Genomic DNA, 18,117 nt, shown 5'->3' with positions numbered 1-18,117 from the left:
CGTCAGCCGAGGCTCCAGAACGGCCCCGTCAGGCCGTGCCGTGCGAAGACGGCTTCCGCCTCAGCCGCGCGCCTGGGCGTCCAGTCTCGCGTCAGGCGGTCCGCGTACCAGTCGCGGGCTAGCTCAAACACCACCTGCGGTGCGACGACCGCGCCGCGCGAGCGACCACGGGCGGCCGCCCAGCCATCGACCTCTGCTTCCGACCGGAAGGCCAGGATCGTCGCTCAGGTGAAACCGATGTCCGCCCAGAATTCCCGCGCCGGCACCAGGAAATGCACGATCCCCTCACCCTGCACCGCACCCGCGCGCACGGTGAAACGCGCAGGCTCGGTGGTCCCGCCGTAGCGGGTGTCCAGGGTACCATCCCCGAACAGCGCGAGGATCGCCAGCCCATCCCACACGCAGTTCGCGAACCAGGATCGGTCCCCGATGGTCACCTGATGTGGCGTCGGCCCCCCGCTGAACGGATGCGCCATCCAGATGTCGTGGCTCCCGGGCTGGAGGACCAGGGCATGCGCCTGCGCCAGTTCCTCGAATGCGGACGCCACCTGTTCCGGCTCACACCCCAGCACTTGTGCGATGCTGTGCGTGGTTGGGGTGGGACCGCTGGCCTGGAAGGCCTCCATGATCGCCGCCCGGACATCACGTGCGAAGGGTTGCATCTCGTTTGGTGTGGTCACGGCTGGCGCAATGTATCGCACGCCTGATGCTGCAGCAGCGTCCCGGGCATCCGCAGCGCGTTACACCTACCGCACCACAAGCCCCAGCTGCCGCGCCACGGGATTTCCCTCCAACGGGGCAAGGTCCCGCCGGCTCCCACTGTGATGCCAGACGATGCCTCCCAGCCCGCGACCGACCGCCGCTTGCCAGTAGCCCAGGCTGGCCGTCGTGTCGCCGGCGATCCCGGCAAGGCGCGCCTGGAAGACCAGGTGCTCGGTCTCCTCGAACCGCGGGGCACTCCCCAACCTGGCTCGCGCGGCGACGAGATCCCCGCGACGGGCCTCCACGAGGGCCACGTGCCCGCGCGCGCGCAGGTCGTCGGGATACTGCTCGCGTAACGACTCGAAGTACGGCAACGCATCGTCCCAACGCCCCTGGTCGTACAACGCCGACCCCATCCAGTACCGATGCGCATCGTGCGTGGGGTTCCGGGTCAGCTGGTTCGCGAGCCAGCGCTCCGCCTGCGCGAAGTACGACGAGGCCCGATCTCCGAAGCCATGCGCCATCAGTTCCTCGGCGGCCGTCACCATCATCGCCCCCTGCGACCAGTAGGTATCCGGAGCCTCGGGAGCGGCGAGGGTCAGCAGGGAATCGACCGCCCCGGTGCGGCCTTCTGCCGCCGCCGCCCGCACGAGGTGTACCCACGCCGCCCGGCTCTGCGGGAATCGCGCACGCAGCTCAACGGATTCACGCCACTCCTCGCCGAACTTCCCCTGCAGGTGCAGCGCGTGGGTGAGCGCATACCAGTACGGGGCCCACCCCTTGAGGGCGCCGCGATCGGGGTCGAGCGCACGCAGCGCACGCTCCGCCTCCGCCGGCTGGGCCAGGGCAAGGGCTGCATTCCCAACGTTGTACCCGTCACGCCCGCCCGGGGCGCGTGCGGCCGCGTCGCGGATCGCCGCGAGCGCGAGTTCGCCGTTCCCGTCGACGGTGTGTTCGAGGTACCGCAACTGGGCGTCCAGGTACGGCGACATCGGCAGGGGCCGCGCGCGCACGCGGCTCACCAGCGAGTCGACACGTCCCCGCTGCCCTGCATTCCACAACGCACGCGCCAGGTAGACGGCCGCCGCGTCGAAGGTGGAGTCCCGCGTGAACGCCGCGTCCAGCGCGGTGACGGCCTCGTCGTAGCGCTGCGTGTTGTACGCGGCGATCCCCCGCTCGAACTCCTGGTACGCCGCGTACAGCGGCGGACGCGTGGCTACGGCAAAGGCCTGCACCTCCCCGTCCGCCCGCATGGCGACCATGCCACGCAGGCGATCCCGCAGGTCCTGGATGGCCCAAGCGATCGAGTCCCGTGAGGATTCCACGGCGGGGAGGGCGGCCAGCACCTTGCCATCGGCGTCACTCAGCTGCGCCTGGAACTGCACCCGGTCGCCGGTGAGGTAGTACGCCCCGGTCAGCACGGCGCGCGCCCGGGTCTCGCGCATCAGCGCACCAATGGCATCGGCGCTGTCCGCGGTTTGTCCCGCTGCCTGCAGGGCCACCGGCCAGGGCACCACCGCGAGCCCATCGGCCTCCATGAGACCCTGCGTCAGCCAGTCCCCGGCCATCCGGCCCCAGACCGCGAGCGTGGAATCGCCAGTCTCGTTGCGGAAGGCCGTGACGACCACCGGAGCCGGGAGCGAGGCCGCATCCAACGCCGGGCGGCGCCACGCCCACCAGGCGCCAAACCCGACGGTGGCGGCCCCCGCCACCAGCCAGGCGGCGCGGTTGGCCGCGCGGTGCCAACGGGTGGTGCGTCGCTGCTCGATCGCCCCAAGTCGACGCAGCAACACGGCGCCGTTCGCCGGACGACGCGCCGGATCGTCCTGCAGGCACTCGGCGGCCAGGCGCTCCAGGTGCGCAGTGCGTGCGTCGCTGGCTGAATGGGCCACCGTAGCCCGGATCAACTTGCCGAAGGCGTACACGTCCGTGCGGGCATCCACCGGGCGTCCTTCACGTTGCTCGGGGGACATCCACTCCGGCGTGCCAATGGCCACCCTTCCTGCGTCGCCTCCGCGGCGGGACGCGTGAGCACGTCATGCGCGATGCCAAAGTCCATCAGGTACGCATGCGACTCGACGCACAACACGTTGGCCGGCTTCAGGTCGCGATGGACGATCCCCGCTTCGTGCGCGTGCGCCAGTGACCGGGCGACGTCCGCGAGATGGGAGCGCGCAGCAGCGGCGGAGACGCCCCCGGCCCGCAGCCGGTCCCGCAGGGTCTCACCCCCCAGGTACGGCATCACATAGTACAGTTGCCCTGCCACCTCGCCCGAGTCGATCAGCGGGACGATGTGCGGGTGCGAGAGCCGCGCCAGGATCTGGATCTCGGTGCGAAAGCGATCCGCGCCGATCCAGAGGGCGGCCTCTTCCTTGAGGACCTTGAGCACGACGGCCCGGTTGTGCTTGGCCTCATGGGCGAGGAAAACAAACGCGGCCCCGCCTTCGCCCAGGGCCCGCTCGATGGTGTAGCGCCCGGCGAATGCCTCCCCCAGCCGGGTGGCCAGGGCGTCGGCCGCGTCCCCCCCGACGAGCGCCACGGGCAGCTCGCGATCGAGGATGCCCGTGCGGTCCCCACCGGCAAGGAGCTGGTAGACCTCGCGATGCATCGGGTCGCCATGCCGCGCGCGCGCCACCCACCGCTGGCGGCTCGCCGCATCCATCTCGAGCACCTCGTCGATCAACGGCTCGAGTTGATCCCATGGCGTGGCCTCACCCCGCCCGTCCACCGTCACTCCCATTGGTGCCTCCAACGCCATACACCTCTCGGTACAGCCAGGCGCGCGCCTTCACCCAATCCCGCTCGACCGTGCGAGTGGTGACGCCCAGCGCCACGGCGATTTCTCGTTCTTCCAGACCCGCGAAGAACCGCATCTCCACGACACTGCGTAATCTGGGGCTCACAGCCGACAAGCGGTCCAGCGCGTCGGACAAGGCGACGAGCTCGTCCGTCGGGAGCCCCCCGTTGGCGGCAACATCCTCGGGGAGCTCCGCCAGGGCGGCCCCCCGCCACGCTTGTCCGCACGGTGACGACGGGCGTGGTCGACGAGGACCTGCCGCATCGCCCGCGCCGCGATCGCCTGGAACTGGGCGCGATCGCGCGCCGGGATCGCCCCTCCCCCGACCAGCTTGAGATACGCCTCATGGACCAGGGCGGTCGGCTGCAGCGTGTGCCCGACACGCTCGCGACCAATGGCCCGCTGCGCCGCCTCGCGCAACTGATGATAGACCAGGGGAAAGAGCCGATCGAGCGCGGCATCGTCCCCCGCGCTCAGTCGCGCCAGGAGCACGGTGACGGGCCCGGCATCGTCGGGTCCGGTCGCATGGGTCCCGGAAGCATTGGTCCCTGAAGCATGTGTCATGGACGCGCCCAGGAAAAAACGTGCATGTCGGGTGGCCGCACCGAACGACGCAATCTAGCCCGACCTGTCGTGACCCACCATGAACTCCGGACACACTCCATGCGCCTTGCCCTCACCGGCCTCATCGGCCTCCTGCTGCCGCTCGGCCTCGCGGCCCAGCACGAACACCAGCGTCGTGGCCCGCTGCCTCTTTCATCCGTTGAGCCCGCAACCATCCTGCGCTCGGACCTGGGACGCCACCACTACCGCATCAGCACGGCGTCGGATCGTGCCCAGGCGTGGTTCGACCAGGGGTTGCGGTGGTTCTGGGCCTTCAATCATGACGAGGCGGCCGCGGCGTTCCGCCAGGCGGAGCGCGAGGACTCGACCTGTGCGATGTGTGCCTGGGGTGTTGCGCTCGCCCTTGGACCAAACATCAACGCCCCCATGCCGGCCGCGGCCGTGGAACCGGCCCGCGCGGCGGTCCAGCGTGCGCAGGCGCGCCGGGCCTTCGCCCGACCGGTCGAACTCGCGATGATCGACGCCTTGGCCCTGCGATACGCCGACGGCGCGCGCGCGACCCTCGACTCCTCCTACGCGCAGGCGATGGAACACGTCGTGCACGCGTTCCCCGACGACCGTGAGGCGCGCGTCGTACTCGCGGACGCCTGGATGAACCTGAGTCCGTGGAACTACTGGAACGCTGATGGCTCGCCACGGCCGGCCACGCCGGCCATCGTCCGCGCACTGCAGGATGTACTCGCGACCGATGGAGACCATCCCGGAGCCTGCCATCTCTACCTGCATGCCATCGAGGCGCGGGATCCCTCGCGCGGGTTGCCGTGCGCGGAGCAACTCGCGGCGGCGATGCCGGGGGCCGGGCACCTCGTCCACATGCCCGCTCACATCTACATCCGCGTTGGGCGATATGCCGACGCGATCAACGCCAACCAACACGCCCTGCACGCCGACGAGGCGCTGCGCGACCGTGACTCGTCGGGGCGACGCGGGTTGTACGGCAGCGGGTATTATGCCCACAACGCCCACTTCCTGGCGTTTGCCGCGACCATGATGGGGTCGAGTCGGCTCGCCTTGCAGCACGCCACCCGGGCCGTGCGTGCGGTCGACCCGTCGGTCGCCCGTGACCACCCGTGGGTGGAGGCAATCCTTCCGCTCCACCACCTGACGCTCGTCACCTTTGGGCGCTGGAAGGAGGTCCTGCAGGCCCCCCTGCCCTCCACGTCGCGGTACGCCACCGGGATGGCCTACTACGCACGCGGGGTGGCCTTTACCGCACGGCGTCGTTGGGCTGAAGCGCATGCGGCCCATGACTCGGTCCGTGCGATCGCGAGCGCGCTGCCCGAGGGCGACAACCGACGCGCCCTGGGTATCGCCGTTGATGCCCTCGCGGGTGAACTGTCGGTGGGCCACGGACAGCTGGACGAGGCGATCGCCGCGTTCCGTCGCGCCATGGTCGCCGAAGACGCGCTGACCTATGCCGAGCCCCCAACCTGGTACTACCCGGTGCGACATTCGCTGGGGAAAGTCCTGCTCAAGGCGGGGCGTGCCGCCGAGGCGGAGCAAGTGTACCGCGAGGACCTCGCGCGCTTTCCGGACAACGGGTGGTCGCTCGTGGGGCTCGCCGAGAGCCTGCTCGCCCAGGGGAAGCGGCGTGAGGCCCGGGAAACCACGGCGCGGTTCGCGCGGACGTGGGCACAGGCGGACGTTCAGCTGCGGTCCTCACGCTTCTGACCGTTGCGTGGAGACCCCTGCCCCTCGTGGATCGAGCCTGGCCACGCAATAGGATTCTCGGGAGGGTGGCCGGGAGGCGGCGGGTGTGGAACACCTGCCGCCGGTACGCCCATTGCGCCGACGTCGGCCGCGACCGATCGTCATGCCACCCTTCGACCGGCCCCTCCCCCTCTCCACGCCCGCCCATGCGCCGACCCCACCGTCTCGCCACCGTCGTCGCCGCGCTTGGCCTCTCGGCCCTCCCTGCCGCGGCACAGCGCACGGAAAAACCACCCCTCCACGGTCGACACTGGATGGCCGTCACCGGCAAGCCACTCGGCGCTACCGCAGGGGCGATGATCTTCCAGAAGGGCGGCAATGCGATCGACGCCGCCGCGGCCATGCTCGGCGCCGTCTCCACCATGTGGGATGTGTTGAGCTGGGGCGGGGAGACGCAGGCCCTCATCTACCATCCGGGGCTCAAGAAGGTCATCGGGATCAACGCCCTGGGCGTGGCGCCGACCGGTGCGACCGCCGAGTTCTATCGAGCCAAGGGGATGAACGCGCCGCCGGAGTTCGGGCCGCTCGCCGCGGTGACCCCCGGTACGCCGGGGGGGCTGATGACCATGCTCGCCGAGTATGGCACGATGTCGTTGGCTGAGGTGCTGGCGCCCGCCATCCAGATGGCCGACGGGTATCCCATCGAGGCGCAGACCGCCAACTCCATCGAGAGCAACAAGGCAGAACTCAAGAAGTGGAAGTACTCGCGCGAGGTGATGCTCCCGCACCTGGGCGAGGCCCGAGAGGCCCCCGCCGCCGGTGAGGTCTTTGCCCAGCGCGACCTCGCCGTCACCCTGCGCAAGCTCGTGGAGGCGGAGCGGACGGCCCTCAAGGCAGGCAAGACGCGCAAGGAGGCGATCTACGCCGCGTACGATCGGTTCTACAAGGGAGATATCGCCGAGGAGATCGTGCGCGGCGTGCGAGAGGAGGGCGGCCTGTTTACGCGCGAGGACCTCGCCAACTGGAAGGTGAAGATCGAGGAGCCGATGTCCACGACCTACAAGGGGGTCGAGGTCTTCAAGCTGCAGCAATGGACGCAGGGCCCGGCGCTGCTCCAGGCACTCAATATCCTCGAGAACGCCGACCTCAAGGGGATGGGGTTCAACAGCACACGCTACATCCACACGGTGTACCAGGCGATGTCGATGGCCTTCGCCGACCGTGACTTCTACTACGGCGACCCCGCCTTCGCTCCCGAGGAGCCGATGAAGGGGCTGCTGTCCAAGGACTATGCGAAGTCTCGTTATGCGCAGATCCGCTGGGACGCCAACGACCCAAAGATCAAGCCGGGCGACCCGTATCCCTTCCAGGGAGGCACCAACCCGTTCAAGGCCTACCTGGACGCGTGGAGCACCACCGGTGCGCCGGCGATGATGCCAATGAGCGGGCAGCAGGACCGGGTGATCCCGACGTCGACCTTCGAGGAAGGGTTCTATGCCGGGACGACGTCCATCCAGGCCGCCGATTCCGCCGGGTGGTTCATTTCGATCACGCCCAGCGGCGGGTGGGTGCCGGCGGTGATCGCCGGGCGGACCGGGGTCGGGCTGAGCCAGCGCGCGCAGTCGTTCATCACGGACCCGCGCGACGGGCCATTCAACGTCATCGCGCCAGGCAAGCGGCCGCGCGTCACGTTGACGCCGAGCCTTGCCCTCAAGGACGGCGCCCCGTTCATGGCGTTCTCCGTGCAGGGCGGTGACTCGCAGGACCAGAACCTGCTGCAATTCTTCCTGAACACGGTGGAATTCGGGATGACGCCGCAGGAGGCTGCCGAGGCGCCTAACGTGAACTCGTTCCAGATGCGCTCATCGTTTGGGGCGCACGAATCGCGGCCCGGGAATGTCGTGCTGCAGGACGGCGTGCCGGACTGGACGCGCGCCGAGCTGCGCCGCATGGGCTACACCATGACCTTCTCGGCGCGGACCTCGGGCCCGATCACGGCGATCTGGTTCGACCGGAAGAACCGCACCTTGTGGGGCGCGGCGTCCAACCACGGCGAAGACTACGGAATCGCCTGGTAGGTGCTGCCTGCAGGGCCCGGCTACCGGCGCGGGCCCTGCAGGTACGGCGTCAACCGCGCGTTCATCGGATGCTCGCGGAACGTATCGAACTCAAGGAAGTACCCCTCGGGGTCGTACCCGACGAACGCACGGTATCGCCCTACCGAATCGGCCGACACTGACGTGCCACGCAGCGGGAACCGCGCCTGCGACTGCACGTGCGTGAACCACCCGTCGAGGTCGTCCACCAGGAACGAGACGTTCACCGCCTTGGTCTCCGACCACTTGTGCATCCCGCGGCGTTCGTCGACGAGCCCGATGTGCCCGGTCGATGACCCCTCGTAGACCTTCGCCCACCCCTGGTCGACGACCAACCGAAGCCCCATCGTCTCCTCCCAGAACTGCTGCATCGGGAGCATCTCCTTGTAGTACAGCCAGAGCACCGTCGCCTTGAAGCCCAACCCCGCCGGCAAGGTGCTGTTGGGGGCACGCACGGTGCGGTTGGCCTTCAGCATCGGGATGAACTGCTCGTTCTCCGGGTGCTGGTTGAACCGCTCGAACTCCAGCAGGTACCCCTCGGGGTCGGGGATGACGAACCCATCGTGCGCGCTCCCGGCACGCTCGGCGAACGCGCGTCGGGGCGCGTATCCCTTGGTCGCGAGGTAGTCGTGCCATTCGCGCAGTTGGTCCGTGAGCAGCGCGATCGCTACCGTCTTGGGCTCCTCGGCCGTGTGCATCCCCTTGGTCGCGTCCACCAGGACAAGGAACGACGACTCCGCTACCCGAAAGATCCTCGCCATCCCGTAGTCGGCGACTTCCTCAAGCCCCAGCACATCCTTGTAGAAGGCCGCCGCCTTCGGAAGGTCCTTGTAATAGAAGAAGGCGTTGGTAGCGCGCAGCCCGAAGTCCCGCATCGTGCGAAAGGACGTCTGTTGCGCGAGGAGCTGGTTGATCCGCCAGGAGGGATAACTCAGCATCCGGCCGAAGCGCCGGGCAATCGCCTCACGCGCCGGACCGCTGTACTTCCCTTCCTGCTGCAGGCGCCGCGCCTGGGCCTTGAGGTCGAGGTAGTCGTCCAGCGTGGTGCCCTGATAGACCAGCGCCACCTCCTTCCCCTTCGCCACGTCTGCCGGAAAGAGGTCGGTCACGAGGAGGTCCTTCTCGCGGTAGAGCTGAACGTTGTTGCGCTTCGCGACCTCCTGCGCTGCCGGCAGGAACCGGTCCATCTCCTCCGACGACATCACCTCGCTCAGCGCCAGTCGCTTGACCCCCGCATTGACCAACTCGCCAAAGCCCCCGAGGGTGCCGAGGGGGTAGGCCTGTGCCTGGCTCTCCTCTGACGCGCGGGAACAGGCACCGCTGACGAGGACGGCGGACAGGACCGCCGCCAGCTGGAGAGGTCGCATGAGCGCCTAGGATACGGGTGGTGGTATGGGCTGGGTGAGCTGGCGCTTGATGAGGAAGTAGATCAGCCCCACTACAGCCCCAGCCCGTGCGCAGACCAGTGTCACGCCGATGGCGATCGACTGGCCGGACGTGGCATATGCCTCGGATCCCTCGACGAGCAGCGAGGGAAGGTAGCTGAGGTATCCCAGCCCGCCCACGATCGCCGCCCCTCCGATCACGTTTCGCACGCAGCGAAGGATCTCGCCCCGGGTGAGTGCCATGGGCAGGATGCTACCGCCAGCCCCGCAGCGCGTCCACCACCTGTCGATCGCGATCCCGTCAGGGGATCCCCTCACCGTGCTCGCCGCACCGTTCGCCATCTTCGCTGGACGTGGCAATGCCCACCGGCGACATTGCGCGGCCCCCAATCGCCGCCGTGACCACAGCCGCCCGACCGACCCCCACCAAGACAAGCCGCTACGACCGATCGATTGTCGAGGGTCCCCTCCCGGCGGCCGTCTGGAAGCTGGCCTGGCCCACGATGCTCACGAACATCATCGGGGGGCTCCAGGGAATCGTCGACAACATCCTGGTCGGCCGACTCGTCGGCTTCACCGGGAACGGGGCGATCGGGGTCTCGTGGCAGATCTTCCTCGTCGTGATCGTCTTCATCTCCTCGCTGTTCACGGGGATGAGTGTGCTCGTCGCGCGTTATACCGGCGCGAACAACTCGGACATGGTCGACCGGACGGTCTACCAGGCGTTCATCACCGCCATCGGCCTGTCGATCGGGATCATGGCGCCGATCGGGTATTTCCTTGCGCCCACCTTACTTGACCTGGTGAACGCCGCGCCGGCCGTGAAGACCGAAGCCCTGCCCTTCCTGCGGGTGATGTTCCTGTTCAGCGGCGGGATGATGGTCTTCTTCATGCTCGGCGGCGCCCTGCGCTCGGCGGGCGACGCGCGAACCCCGATGGCGCTGGGGATCGCGCTCACGGTGCTGAACCTCGTCTTCAACATCATCCTCATCCGGGGTTTCGGCCCCATCCCCGCCTTTGGCACGGTGGGCTCGGCGATGGGGACCTGCATCGCCTCCGGGCTGGTGGCGATCTACGCGATCTGGAAGCTGCAGCGTGGTGGTTGGGTGGTGTCGTTCCCGCACGGGCACGGCCATGCGCCGGACTGGGAGATCATCAAGTCGCTGTTCAAGTTCGGGCTGCCGGCGGGGATCCAGGGGATCGCCATGAACGTTGGTGGCGTGCTGATGCTGTCGTTCATTGGCTCGATGGCGCAGAGCGCCGAGGCGCAGGCCGCGTTTGCCGTCTCGTATTCGCAGCTGTTTTCGCTCATTACCTGGACCTCGACCGGATTGCTCGGCGCAGCCGCCGTGGTGGCTGGGCAGAACCTCGGCGCCGGCAAGCCCGAGCGCGTCGGGCATGGCGTGGAGGTCGCGGCGCGCATCGGGCTGATGGTCGCCGCCTTTATCGGAGTCTTTTTCCTGTTCATCCCGGGGCAGCTGCTTGGCATCTTCGGAATGAACGAGCCGGCCGTGGTCGAGATTGGCTCGCTGCTGCTGCGCGTGTTGTCGGTGAGCGGGTTGTTCATCACGGTGGCGTTGAGCTACACCGGCGGGCTGCAGGGAACGGGTGACACCAAGAGCCCACTCTACATCTCGATCATCTCGCAGGTGATTGTGCCGCTCGGGATCTGCACGATTATCCGCGCGACGTCGACCCTGGATCCGATCGACATCTGGATTGCGATCCTCGTCGGCCACATCACCCGCTGTGCCCTGAGCGTCACGCGCTTTCGTCAAGGAAAATGGCGCGACATCAAGGTGGAGATTCCGTCGCGCGCCTGACGGGAGGGCCGGGCCGCGGCGTTACCCGGTGGGCTGGACCAGGTCCCAGAGGTTGCCGTAGAGATCCTTGAAGACGGCCACCGTCCCGTAGGGCTCCGCCTTCGGCGGGCGCACAAACTCGACCCCCTGCACGCGATAGCGCTCGTAGTCGCGCCGGAAGTCATCGGTGTACAGGAACAGGAAGACCCGCCCGCCCGACTGGTTACCCACGGCGGCCTGCTGTACATCGGTTGTCGCGCGTGCGAGGAGGAGGCCGGACTCCTTCGCCCCAGGCGGCGCCACGACCACCCACCGCTTGTCCTGCGCGGGCTGGTAGGTGTCGTCCAGCAGGGTGAACCCGAGGGTGCCAACGAAGAACGCGATTGCTTCGTCGTAGTCCCGCACGACCAGTGCGGTGAGGCCCAGGTGCTGCCTCATCGGGACGGGCCGCTCACGGCCACCGACCGGCATCCTGCCAGGTGAACACGCTTCATGTGGGCAGCACCCTCGCGGCGGCCTCGGCAGAGGTGATCACCGGGATCACCTCGAAGTCGACCAGGTCGGACCAGGCGGCGATCCACTCGTCGAGCAGGTCGCGCGCGGGACTTTCCATCACCTGGTAGCAGGTCGTGAGGTCATCGCTCACCCATGAGTTCACGTAGGTGAGGCCATCGGGCGCCAGGCGCCCCTGCGCGCGGAAGCGCGTGTAGACGGGCACGGGGTCGCCCCCGCGAAACCGCTCGATCACCATGTAAAGCACCCCGACCTCCTCGTGGATCGCGTGGCTGGGAAAGGTACTTCCCGAAGGGCCCGGCCAGCTCCACCTTCACGCCGCGACGTTCGCCTGACGTGGCCCGCCGGCCCTTCGGGCGACGCGGCGCCTGCAGGGTTCAACCAGTCGTCCCCCTGGTGGCGCCCATCACCCGCCTCGCCGAGAGCGCATCGTGAAGCCTGAAGTTTCCATCCGCAGGGCGCGTCGAACCATCCTCGCCGGCGTCGTCCTCGCGAGTTGCGCCATTCCTTCCCGCTTGCCCGGACAGGCAGCCCCGCCGGCTCCTCCTTCACAGGTGGTCTACCAGGGCACCCGGGGCCCCGGGGTCGGTAAGCACGTGGTGATGATCGCCGGGGATCATGAGTACCGCTCCGAGGAGCTCCTCCCCGCGCTCGGGCGCATCCTCGCCCGCCGACACGGCTTCAAGGTCAGCGTCTTCTTCACCCTGGACAGTGCCGGGTTCATCGAGCCTGGCAGCTCCCGAATCGGCGGACTCGAGGCGCTCCAGACCGCCGACTTGCTGGTCGTCGGCCTTCGCTTCCAGGATTTCCCCGCCGACCAGATGCAACACATCGTTGACTACATCAACCGGGGCGGGCCCGTCCTTGGCCTGCGCACGTCCACGCACGCCTTTCGCATCAAGGACGGGCCGTTCGTGAAGTATTCCTGGGACTACAAGGGCGCCGACTACCTCAGCGGGTTCGGCGAGCAGGTACTCGGCGAGACCTGGGTGGGCCACTACGGGACCAACCACGAGCAAAGTTCGCGGATCCTCCCACGCGGCGATCGCACCTCGCATCCGATCCTGCGAGGGGTGAGCGAGGTGCATGTGCAGTCGGGTGGGTACCAGGCCTATCCCAGCGCAGGGTCCGACGTGCTCGCGTTAGGCCAGATCCTGCACGGGATGGGACCGAACGGACCCCCGGACACGACCAAGCAGGAACTGCCGGTCGTGTGGACGCGCACGTACCAGGGAGCTAACGGACAGCAGGGCCGTGTGTTCACATCTACCCACGGCGCGTCCGAAGATCTCCTCAATCCCGGTTTCCGCCGGATGTTGGTGAACGCCACCTTCTGGACCCTCGGGATGGAACAGGCGATCACCCCTGACCTCGACGTCACGTTTGTCGGGCCGTTCCACCCGGTGACCTTCAGCTTTGACGGCTATCGCCGCGGCGTGCGCCCCTCCGACCTCGCGGGGTGGGACTCCCCCATCATGTCCCCTGATCGTCCAACCCGGGCCGCGTCGCCCGCGAAATCCGGAGCATCCGATCGATGACCTTCCGCGCATTCCGTCCGTTTGCGCTCGCCGCGCTCGCCCTCACAAGCGCCTGCACCACGCCGCCGCTCGAACTCGCGAACGGCGACCACATCGTCATCATCGGCAACGGGCTGGCCGACGGGATGCAACACGATGGATGGCTGGAGACGTACCTGCAGCTCGCCCGTCCGCAGCTGCAACTCGTGGTAAGGGACCAGGGGTTCACCGGGGACCGGATCGATCACCGACCCCGGACCAAGGGGGTGCCCACCGCGGACGACTACCTCGGGCTTTCGCAGGCGAGTGTCATCTTCGCGATGTTTGGTTACAACGAATCGTACGACGACAACCCCAGCGCCTTCGCCACCGCGTTGACCACGTGGATCGACAGCACGCGGAACAAGAATTACTCCGGCCGTGGTGCGGCGCGCATCGTCCTCTTCTCTCCTATCGCACACGAGAACCTCGGCGACCCGAACTTCCCGGACGGATCCGCCAACAACGCGCGCCTGGCGAAGTACACCGCCGTGATGGACTCGGTCGCACGCGCCAAGGGTGCCGCGTTTGTCGATCTCTTCGGTCCGTCCCAGCGGTTGTATGAGGAATCCACGGCGCCGCTCACCCGCAACGGTATCCACCTCACCAGCGAAGGGAACCGTCGCATCGCCGAGGTGATCGTGCGCGCCGTGTTGGGGACGCGACCGAGCGGTGATGCGGCAAAGGTAGCCGCCGTGCGTACCGCCGTGCTCGACAAGAACCTCTACTGGTTCAACCGATTCCGGGCGACCGACGCCAACGACGTGTGGGGATCGCGCTCCACGCTTGCGTTCACCAACGGGCAGACCAACTACGATGTGCTCCAGAACGAGCTGCAACAGCTCGACCACCTCACCGCCAATCGGGACAAGGTGATCTGGGCCGCAGCGCAGGGAGAGACGCTGGCCGTGGACGACTCCAACGTCCCGCCACCGGTGCCCGTCGCCTCGAACCTCGCCGAACCGCAGCTACAGGACGGCGTGAGCAAGGTGGGGACACTCAACTACCTCGGCGGCGAAGCCGCCATCCAGAAGATGCGGCTGGCCCCGGGGATGCAGGCCAACCTCTTTGCGTCTGAGGAGCGCTTCCCCGAGTTGGTGAACCCCGTGCAGGTGGGGGTCGACACGCGCGGGCGCCTGTGGGCCGCGACGTGGGGGACGTACCCCAAGTGGGAACCAACCGGGAAGATGAATGACCGGCTGCTGATCCTCCCGGACATCAACCGTGATGGAGTCGCCGACACCGCGATCACCTTCGCCTACGTGCAGAACCCGACCGCGTTCGAGTTCTGGAACGGCGGGGTGATCGTCGCGTCGCAGCCGGACTTCCTCTTCCTCAAGGATACCGACGGCGACGACGTGGCCGATGTGCGGTACCGCATCGCCGGCGCCTTTGGCTCGGCGGACACGCACCACGCCGCGAACAACTTCGTGTACGGTCCCGACGGCTTCCTCTATTACCAGGAAGGAGTCTTCAGCATCTCCAACGTGGAAACCCCCTGGGGAGCCAACAAGGAGAACAACCAGTCCGCGATGTACCGGTTCAACCCGCGGACGTACGAATTCAGCTTTCACGCCCCCAATAGCCCAAACCCCCACGGCATCAGTTTCGATTATTGGGGTTATCACTACGCCACGGACGCGACCGGCGGCAGCGCCTACCAGGTGAAAGACAGTGCGGGAGGGACCTTCGCCATGCGCCAGCTCCTCAAGCACACGGTGCGCCCGGTCCCCTCCAGCGGCATCCTGTCGAGCGCGCACTTCCCGACGAAGAACGAGGGGAACTTCCTGATCCTCAACGTCATCTCGTTCCTCGGCATCAAGCAGTACACGCTCAAGGTCGACCCCGCCACCGGCAACGCCTGGGGCACCGAGACCGACGATCTCCTCGTCTCGTCCGACCCCAACTTCCGCCCGACCGACTTCGAGGTCGGCGACGACGGCGCCTTGTACGTCGCCGACTGGTCGAATGCGATTATCGGGCACATGCAGCACAACATCCGCGATCCCGCGCGCGATCACTCCCACGGCCGCATCTACCGGGTGACGGTGCCGGGGCGCCCGCTCTCGCCGCATGTCGCCATCGACGGTGAGCAGATCCCCGCCCTCCTCAAGGCCCTCGAACACCCGGTGAATGGCATCCGTCACCGTGCGCGCGTTGAGCTGTCGGAGCGACCGACCGCCGAGGTGATGGCCGCCGTGCGCGCGTGGATCGCGCCATTCGATGCCGCACGCGAAGCCGACGCCCATCACCTCCTGGAAGCGCTGTGGCTCCACCAGCAGCACAACGTGGTGAACCGTGAACTCCTGGGGCGCTTGCTCGCCTCACCTGTGCTCCACGCGCGCAACGCCGCCCAGCGCGTCGAGATGATGTGGCAGCACAGCGCCGCACGTCCGGTGGCGACGGGCGGGTCGTCGGCAGGGCAGCTCGCAGCCACAGGGGCAACCATTCCCAACGATGGCGCGATTGTGGTGCGCACCGTGGTCGAGGGAATGCGCTACGACCAGCAGACGGTCACCGTCAAGGCCGGGGCAGCGGTGCGGCTCCGCTTCGTGAACGACGACTTCGCCCCGCACAACCTCATCATCGGTACCCCGGGCTCGTTCGAGGAGATCGGCGCGGCCGCCGATCGACTCGGCTCCGACGGCTTCGCGCAGCGCTTCCGGCCAAAGAGCGACAAGATCATTGCCGCCACCGACCTCCTGGAGCACCAGCGCTCGGAGGTCCTCGAGTTCCGCGCCCCCAGCACCCCAGGATCGTACGAGATCCTCTGCACCTTCCCCGGCCACCGCCAAACCATGCGTGCCATCCTGCGCGTGGAGCCATAAACCCGCGCTCATGATCGTCCCCCGCACCACCCGCGCCGCCATCCTCCAGAAGCTCCAGGCCAAGCTGGACGCGCGCGATCCCATCTTCATTGCCAGCGCCGGGAGCGGCCTTGTGGCCAAGCTGCTGGAGAGCGCTGGCGTCGACTGTATCAACACGTTCAGCGGGGCCCGGCTACGCGCCAACGGCATGGGCACCATGTCGATGATGTGGCCAATCCTCGACTCGAACACGCAGACGCTCACCTACACTGAGCAGGACATCCTCCCCGCGCTCAAGGGCGAGGCCTTCGTCTGTGCCTGCCTCAACGCCAACGATCCGCTCAAGGACATGCGCAGCGTGCTCGAGCGGCTGCTGGCGATGGGGGTCCCGTCCGTCTCCAACATCGGGCCGTCGATCGGGTACGTCGACAAGGACAGCACCCTCTACCAGGTGCTGGTGAAAAGCGGGATCACGTTCGATCACGAAATCGAGATGCTCGCGCTGGCGAAGTCGATGGGGATGGTGACCGTCGCGCTGGCGTTTGACCTGGAGGACAGCGTGCGCGTGGTGGAGCGCGCCCGCCCAGACATCTTCTGCTTTCATGCGGGGACGACGCGGGGCGGACTGGTGGGCTTCGATAACGGCGAGTCAATCGAGGACACGGCGCGGCGCACCGAGGCGGTCTATGTGCGGGTGCGCGAGATCCACCGCGAGGTGATCCTCATCGCCCACGGCGCGGCGATGGAAACACCCGCCGACGTGCAGTACATGCTCGACCACACCTCCGGGCACGGATTCTGGACCGGTTCCTCCACCGAGCGGCTGCCGATCGAGCGCGCGGTGCTTGGCGCGGCCCAGGAGTTCGCGCGCCTGACCTTCTCCAACAAGGGCAAGCCGGCATGAGCCGCACCGTTGTCATTCTCGCTACCCTGGACACCAAGAGCGAAGAGGCCGAGTGCCTCCGGCAGCAGGTGGTCTTGCTCGGAGGATCCGCGGTCATCATGGACCTCGGAGTCGTCGGCATGCCTGGCCTGGCGGCAGACTACAGTCGCGAAGCGGTCGCGAAGGCCGGCGGCGGTGAACTCGCCGCGCTGCTCAAGGCGCCGACCCGCGAGTCCGCGGGCCCGGTAATGGTGGCCGGCGCGACGAAGATCGTGCTGGATCTGATCTCGACAGGGCGCGCGCACGCCGTGGTGGGCGTGGGTGGCACGCAGGGCACCAGCTCCTGCACGCAAGTGATGCAGGCGTTGCCGTACGGCTTCCCCAAAGTGATGGTCTCCACCGCCGCTTCCGGCGACACCTCGCGGTTCGTCGGCGTGAAGGACATCACGATGATGTTCTCGGTGAGCGACCTGGTCGGGGTGAATCCCTTCACGGCGCGCATCCTCGCCAATGCCGCAGCGGCCGCCTACGGCATGTCACTCGTCGGGGGCACGGTCGACACCGGACGGAGCGGGAAGCCCTTGGTCGCGATGACCAACCTCGGTGTGCTCACTGATGGTGCGACGCTCGCCCAGAAGCTCTTTCGCGACGCCGGCTACGACGTCGTGGTCTTCCATGCCGTCGGCTCCGGCGGCCGGGCCATGGAACAGCTCATGAAGGAAGGGGTGATCGGGGCCGTCTTCGACTACGCGCTCGGCGAAATCGCCGACGATGTATTTGGCGGTTTGCGTGCTGGTGGCCCGGAGCGGTTGACGGTCGCGGGGAAGCTCGGGATCCCGCAAGTGATTTGTCCTGGCGGTGCCGAGCACCTGGGCATCTTCGTCGAACCGAACGTGGTCCCGGACAAGTACCGCGACCACCAGCACGTCTTCCATAGCCCAGTGGTCTTCGTCCCACGCCTCAACCGGGAGGAGATCGTCCGCGTCGCGGAGGACATCTGTCGCCGCCTGCAATCTACCAGGGGCAAGGCGGTGTTCATGCTGCCGCTGCGGGGCGTTGGCCGCTATTCGATTCCCGGTGGCCCATTGCACGATCCGGAGAGTGATGCCGCGTTTTTTGCCGCGCTCCGGGCCGGGCTGCCGACGAGCGTGGAGGTGGTGGAGGTCGATGCTGAGGCGGAGGCCCCCGCCTTCGTCGCTGCCGCGGTACGGCGGATGCTCGAATTGGTGGAAGCCGGGTAGCCGGGCTACCACTACTATTCGGGCACGAAACACCGTTGCCGCCTGATCGGCGGGACACGCC

Annotated in this window: 14 protein-coding genes and 1 pseudogene; 7 read left to right on the top strand and 8 right to left on the bottom strand. The window is 67.6% G+C overall.

Annotated features, from left to right (window positions below; all coding sequences use genetic code 11):
- Positions 1 to 224 precede the first annotated feature (224 nt).
- The 4 genes and pseudogenes from IPK85_09830 to IPK85_09815 all read right to left on the bottom strand — a co-directional run bounded on the left by IPK85_09830 (position 225) and on the right by IPK85_09815 (position 4,063).
- Positions 225 to 662, bottom strand: a complete 438-nt coding sequence (locus IPK85_09830) for a hypothetical protein (protein ID MBK8247681.1) — start codon at positions 660 to 662, stop codon at positions 225 to 227.
- Between the two features lie 84 nt (positions 663 to 746).
- Positions 747 to 2,645 carry a tetratricopeptide repeat protein gene (locus IPK85_09825; GenBank protein MBK8247680.1) on the bottom strand — a complete coding sequence of 633 codons (1,899 nt, stop codon included), beginning with the start codon at positions 2,643 to 2,645 and terminating at the stop codon, positions 747 to 749.
- Positions 2,606 to 3,430 (bottom strand): serine/threonine protein kinase, encoded by an 825-nt coding sequence (locus IPK85_09820; GenBank protein ID MBK8247679.1) that lies wholly within the window; start codon positions 3,428 to 3,430, stop codon positions 2,606 to 2,608. The genes IPK85_09825 and IPK85_09820 overlap by 40 nt, the downstream gene beginning before the upstream one ends.
- A pseudogene (locus IPK85_09815) lies at positions 3,414 to 4,063 on the bottom strand (sigma-70 family RNA polymerase sigma factor). Before IPK85_09815 ends, IPK85_09820 begins: the two are co-directional and overlap by 17 nt.
- 99 nt (positions 4,064 to 4,162) lie before the next feature.
- Between IPK85_09815 and IPK85_09810 the strand changes: the two are divergent.
- The gene (locus IPK85_09810; GenBank protein ID MBK8247678.1) at positions 4,163 to 5,794 is read left to right on the top strand and encodes a hypothetical protein; all 1,632 of its coding nucleotides are present in this window, start codon (positions 4,163 to 4,165) and stop codon (positions 5,792 to 5,794) included.
- Between the two features lie 185 nt (positions 5,795 to 5,979).
- Entirely contained in the window at positions 5,980 to 7,851 is a 1,872-nt protein-coding gene (locus tag IPK85_09805; GenBank protein MBK8247677.1) for a gamma-glutamyltransferase, read from the top strand.
- A 20-nt stretch (positions 7,852 to 7,871) separates the two neighbouring features.
- Here IPK85_09805 and IPK85_09800 read toward each other — a convergent pair whose 3' ends face one another.
- Together IPK85_09800 and IPK85_09795 are read right to left on the bottom strand one after the other, a co-directional pair.
- On the bottom strand, positions 7,872 to 9,236 hold the full coding sequence (locus IPK85_09800) for a VOC family protein (protein ID MBK8247676.1): 1,365 nt from the start codon (positions 9,234 to 9,236) through the stop codon (positions 7,872 to 7,874).
- A 6-nt stretch (positions 9,237 to 9,242) separates the two neighbouring features.
- Positions 9,243 to 9,497: a hypothetical protein gene (locus IPK85_09795; GenBank protein MBK8247675.1), complete on the bottom strand. Its 255-nt coding sequence runs from the start codon at positions 9,495 to 9,497 to the stop codon at positions 9,243 to 9,245.
- 155 nt (positions 9,498 to 9,652) lie between these two features.
- On the opposite strand from IPK85_09795, the gene IPK85_09790 reads away from it, so the two are divergent.
- Complete coding sequence (locus IPK85_09790) at positions 9,653 to 11,077, top strand: MATE family efflux transporter (GenBank protein ID MBK8247674.1); 1,425 nt, start codon at positions 9,653 to 9,655, stop codon at positions 11,075 to 11,077.
- A 21-nt stretch (positions 11,078 to 11,098) separates the two neighbouring features.
- On the opposite strand, the gene IPK85_09785 is transcribed toward IPK85_09790, so the two are convergent.
- Together IPK85_09785 and IPK85_09780 are read right to left on the bottom strand one after the other, a co-directional pair.
- Positions 11,099 to 11,494 (bottom strand): VOC family protein, encoded by a 396-nt coding sequence (locus IPK85_09785; GenBank protein MBK8247673.1) that lies wholly within the window; start codon positions 11,492 to 11,494, stop codon positions 11,099 to 11,101.
- Between the two features lie 52 nt (positions 11,495 to 11,546).
- On the bottom strand, positions 11,547 to 11,807 hold the full coding sequence (locus IPK85_09780) for a DUF3303 family protein (GenBank protein MBK8247672.1): 261 nt from the start codon (positions 11,805 to 11,807) through the stop codon (positions 11,547 to 11,549).
- Positions 11,808 to 12,018: 211 nt separating this feature from the next.
- Between IPK85_09780 and IPK85_09775 the strand changes: the two genes are divergently transcribed.
- Genes IPK85_09775 through IPK85_09760 form a run of 4 tightly spaced genes read left to right on the top strand, consistent with a single transcriptional unit; the run spans position 12,019 to position 18,056 of the window.
- Positions 12,019 to 13,107 carry a ThuA domain-containing protein gene (locus tag IPK85_09775; protein ID MBK8247671.1) on the top strand — a complete coding sequence of 363 codons (1,089 nt, stop codon included), beginning with the start codon at positions 12,019 to 12,021 and terminating at the stop codon, positions 13,105 to 13,107.
- Positions 13,104 to 15,953 carry a hypothetical protein gene (locus IPK85_09770; protein MBK8247670.1) on the top strand — a complete coding sequence of 950 codons (2,850 nt, stop codon included), beginning with the start codon at positions 13,104 to 13,106 and terminating at the stop codon, positions 15,951 to 15,953. The genes IPK85_09775 and IPK85_09770 overlap by 4 nt, the downstream gene beginning before the upstream one ends.
- A 10-nt stretch (positions 15,954 to 15,963) precedes the next feature.
- Entirely contained in the window at positions 15,964 to 16,836 is an 873-nt protein-coding gene (locus IPK85_09765) for a phosphoenolpyruvate hydrolase family protein (protein MBK8247669.1), read from the top strand.
- The gene (locus IPK85_09760; GenBank protein ID MBK8247668.1) at positions 16,833 to 18,056 is read left to right on the top strand and encodes a Tm-1-like ATP-binding domain-containing protein; all 1,224 of its coding nucleotides are present in this window, start codon (positions 16,833 to 16,835) and stop codon (positions 18,054 to 18,056) included. Before IPK85_09765 ends, IPK85_09760 begins: the two co-directional genes overlap by 4 nt.
- Positions 18,057 to 18,117 lie beyond the last annotated feature (61 nt).

The organism is Gemmatimonadota bacterium, from assembly GCA_016712265.1.
Taxonomy (GTDB): domain Bacteria; phylum Gemmatimonadota; class Gemmatimonadetes; order Gemmatimonadales; family Gemmatimonadaceae; genus RBC101.
This window is presented reverse-complemented; position numbering and strand designations above follow the sequence as displayed.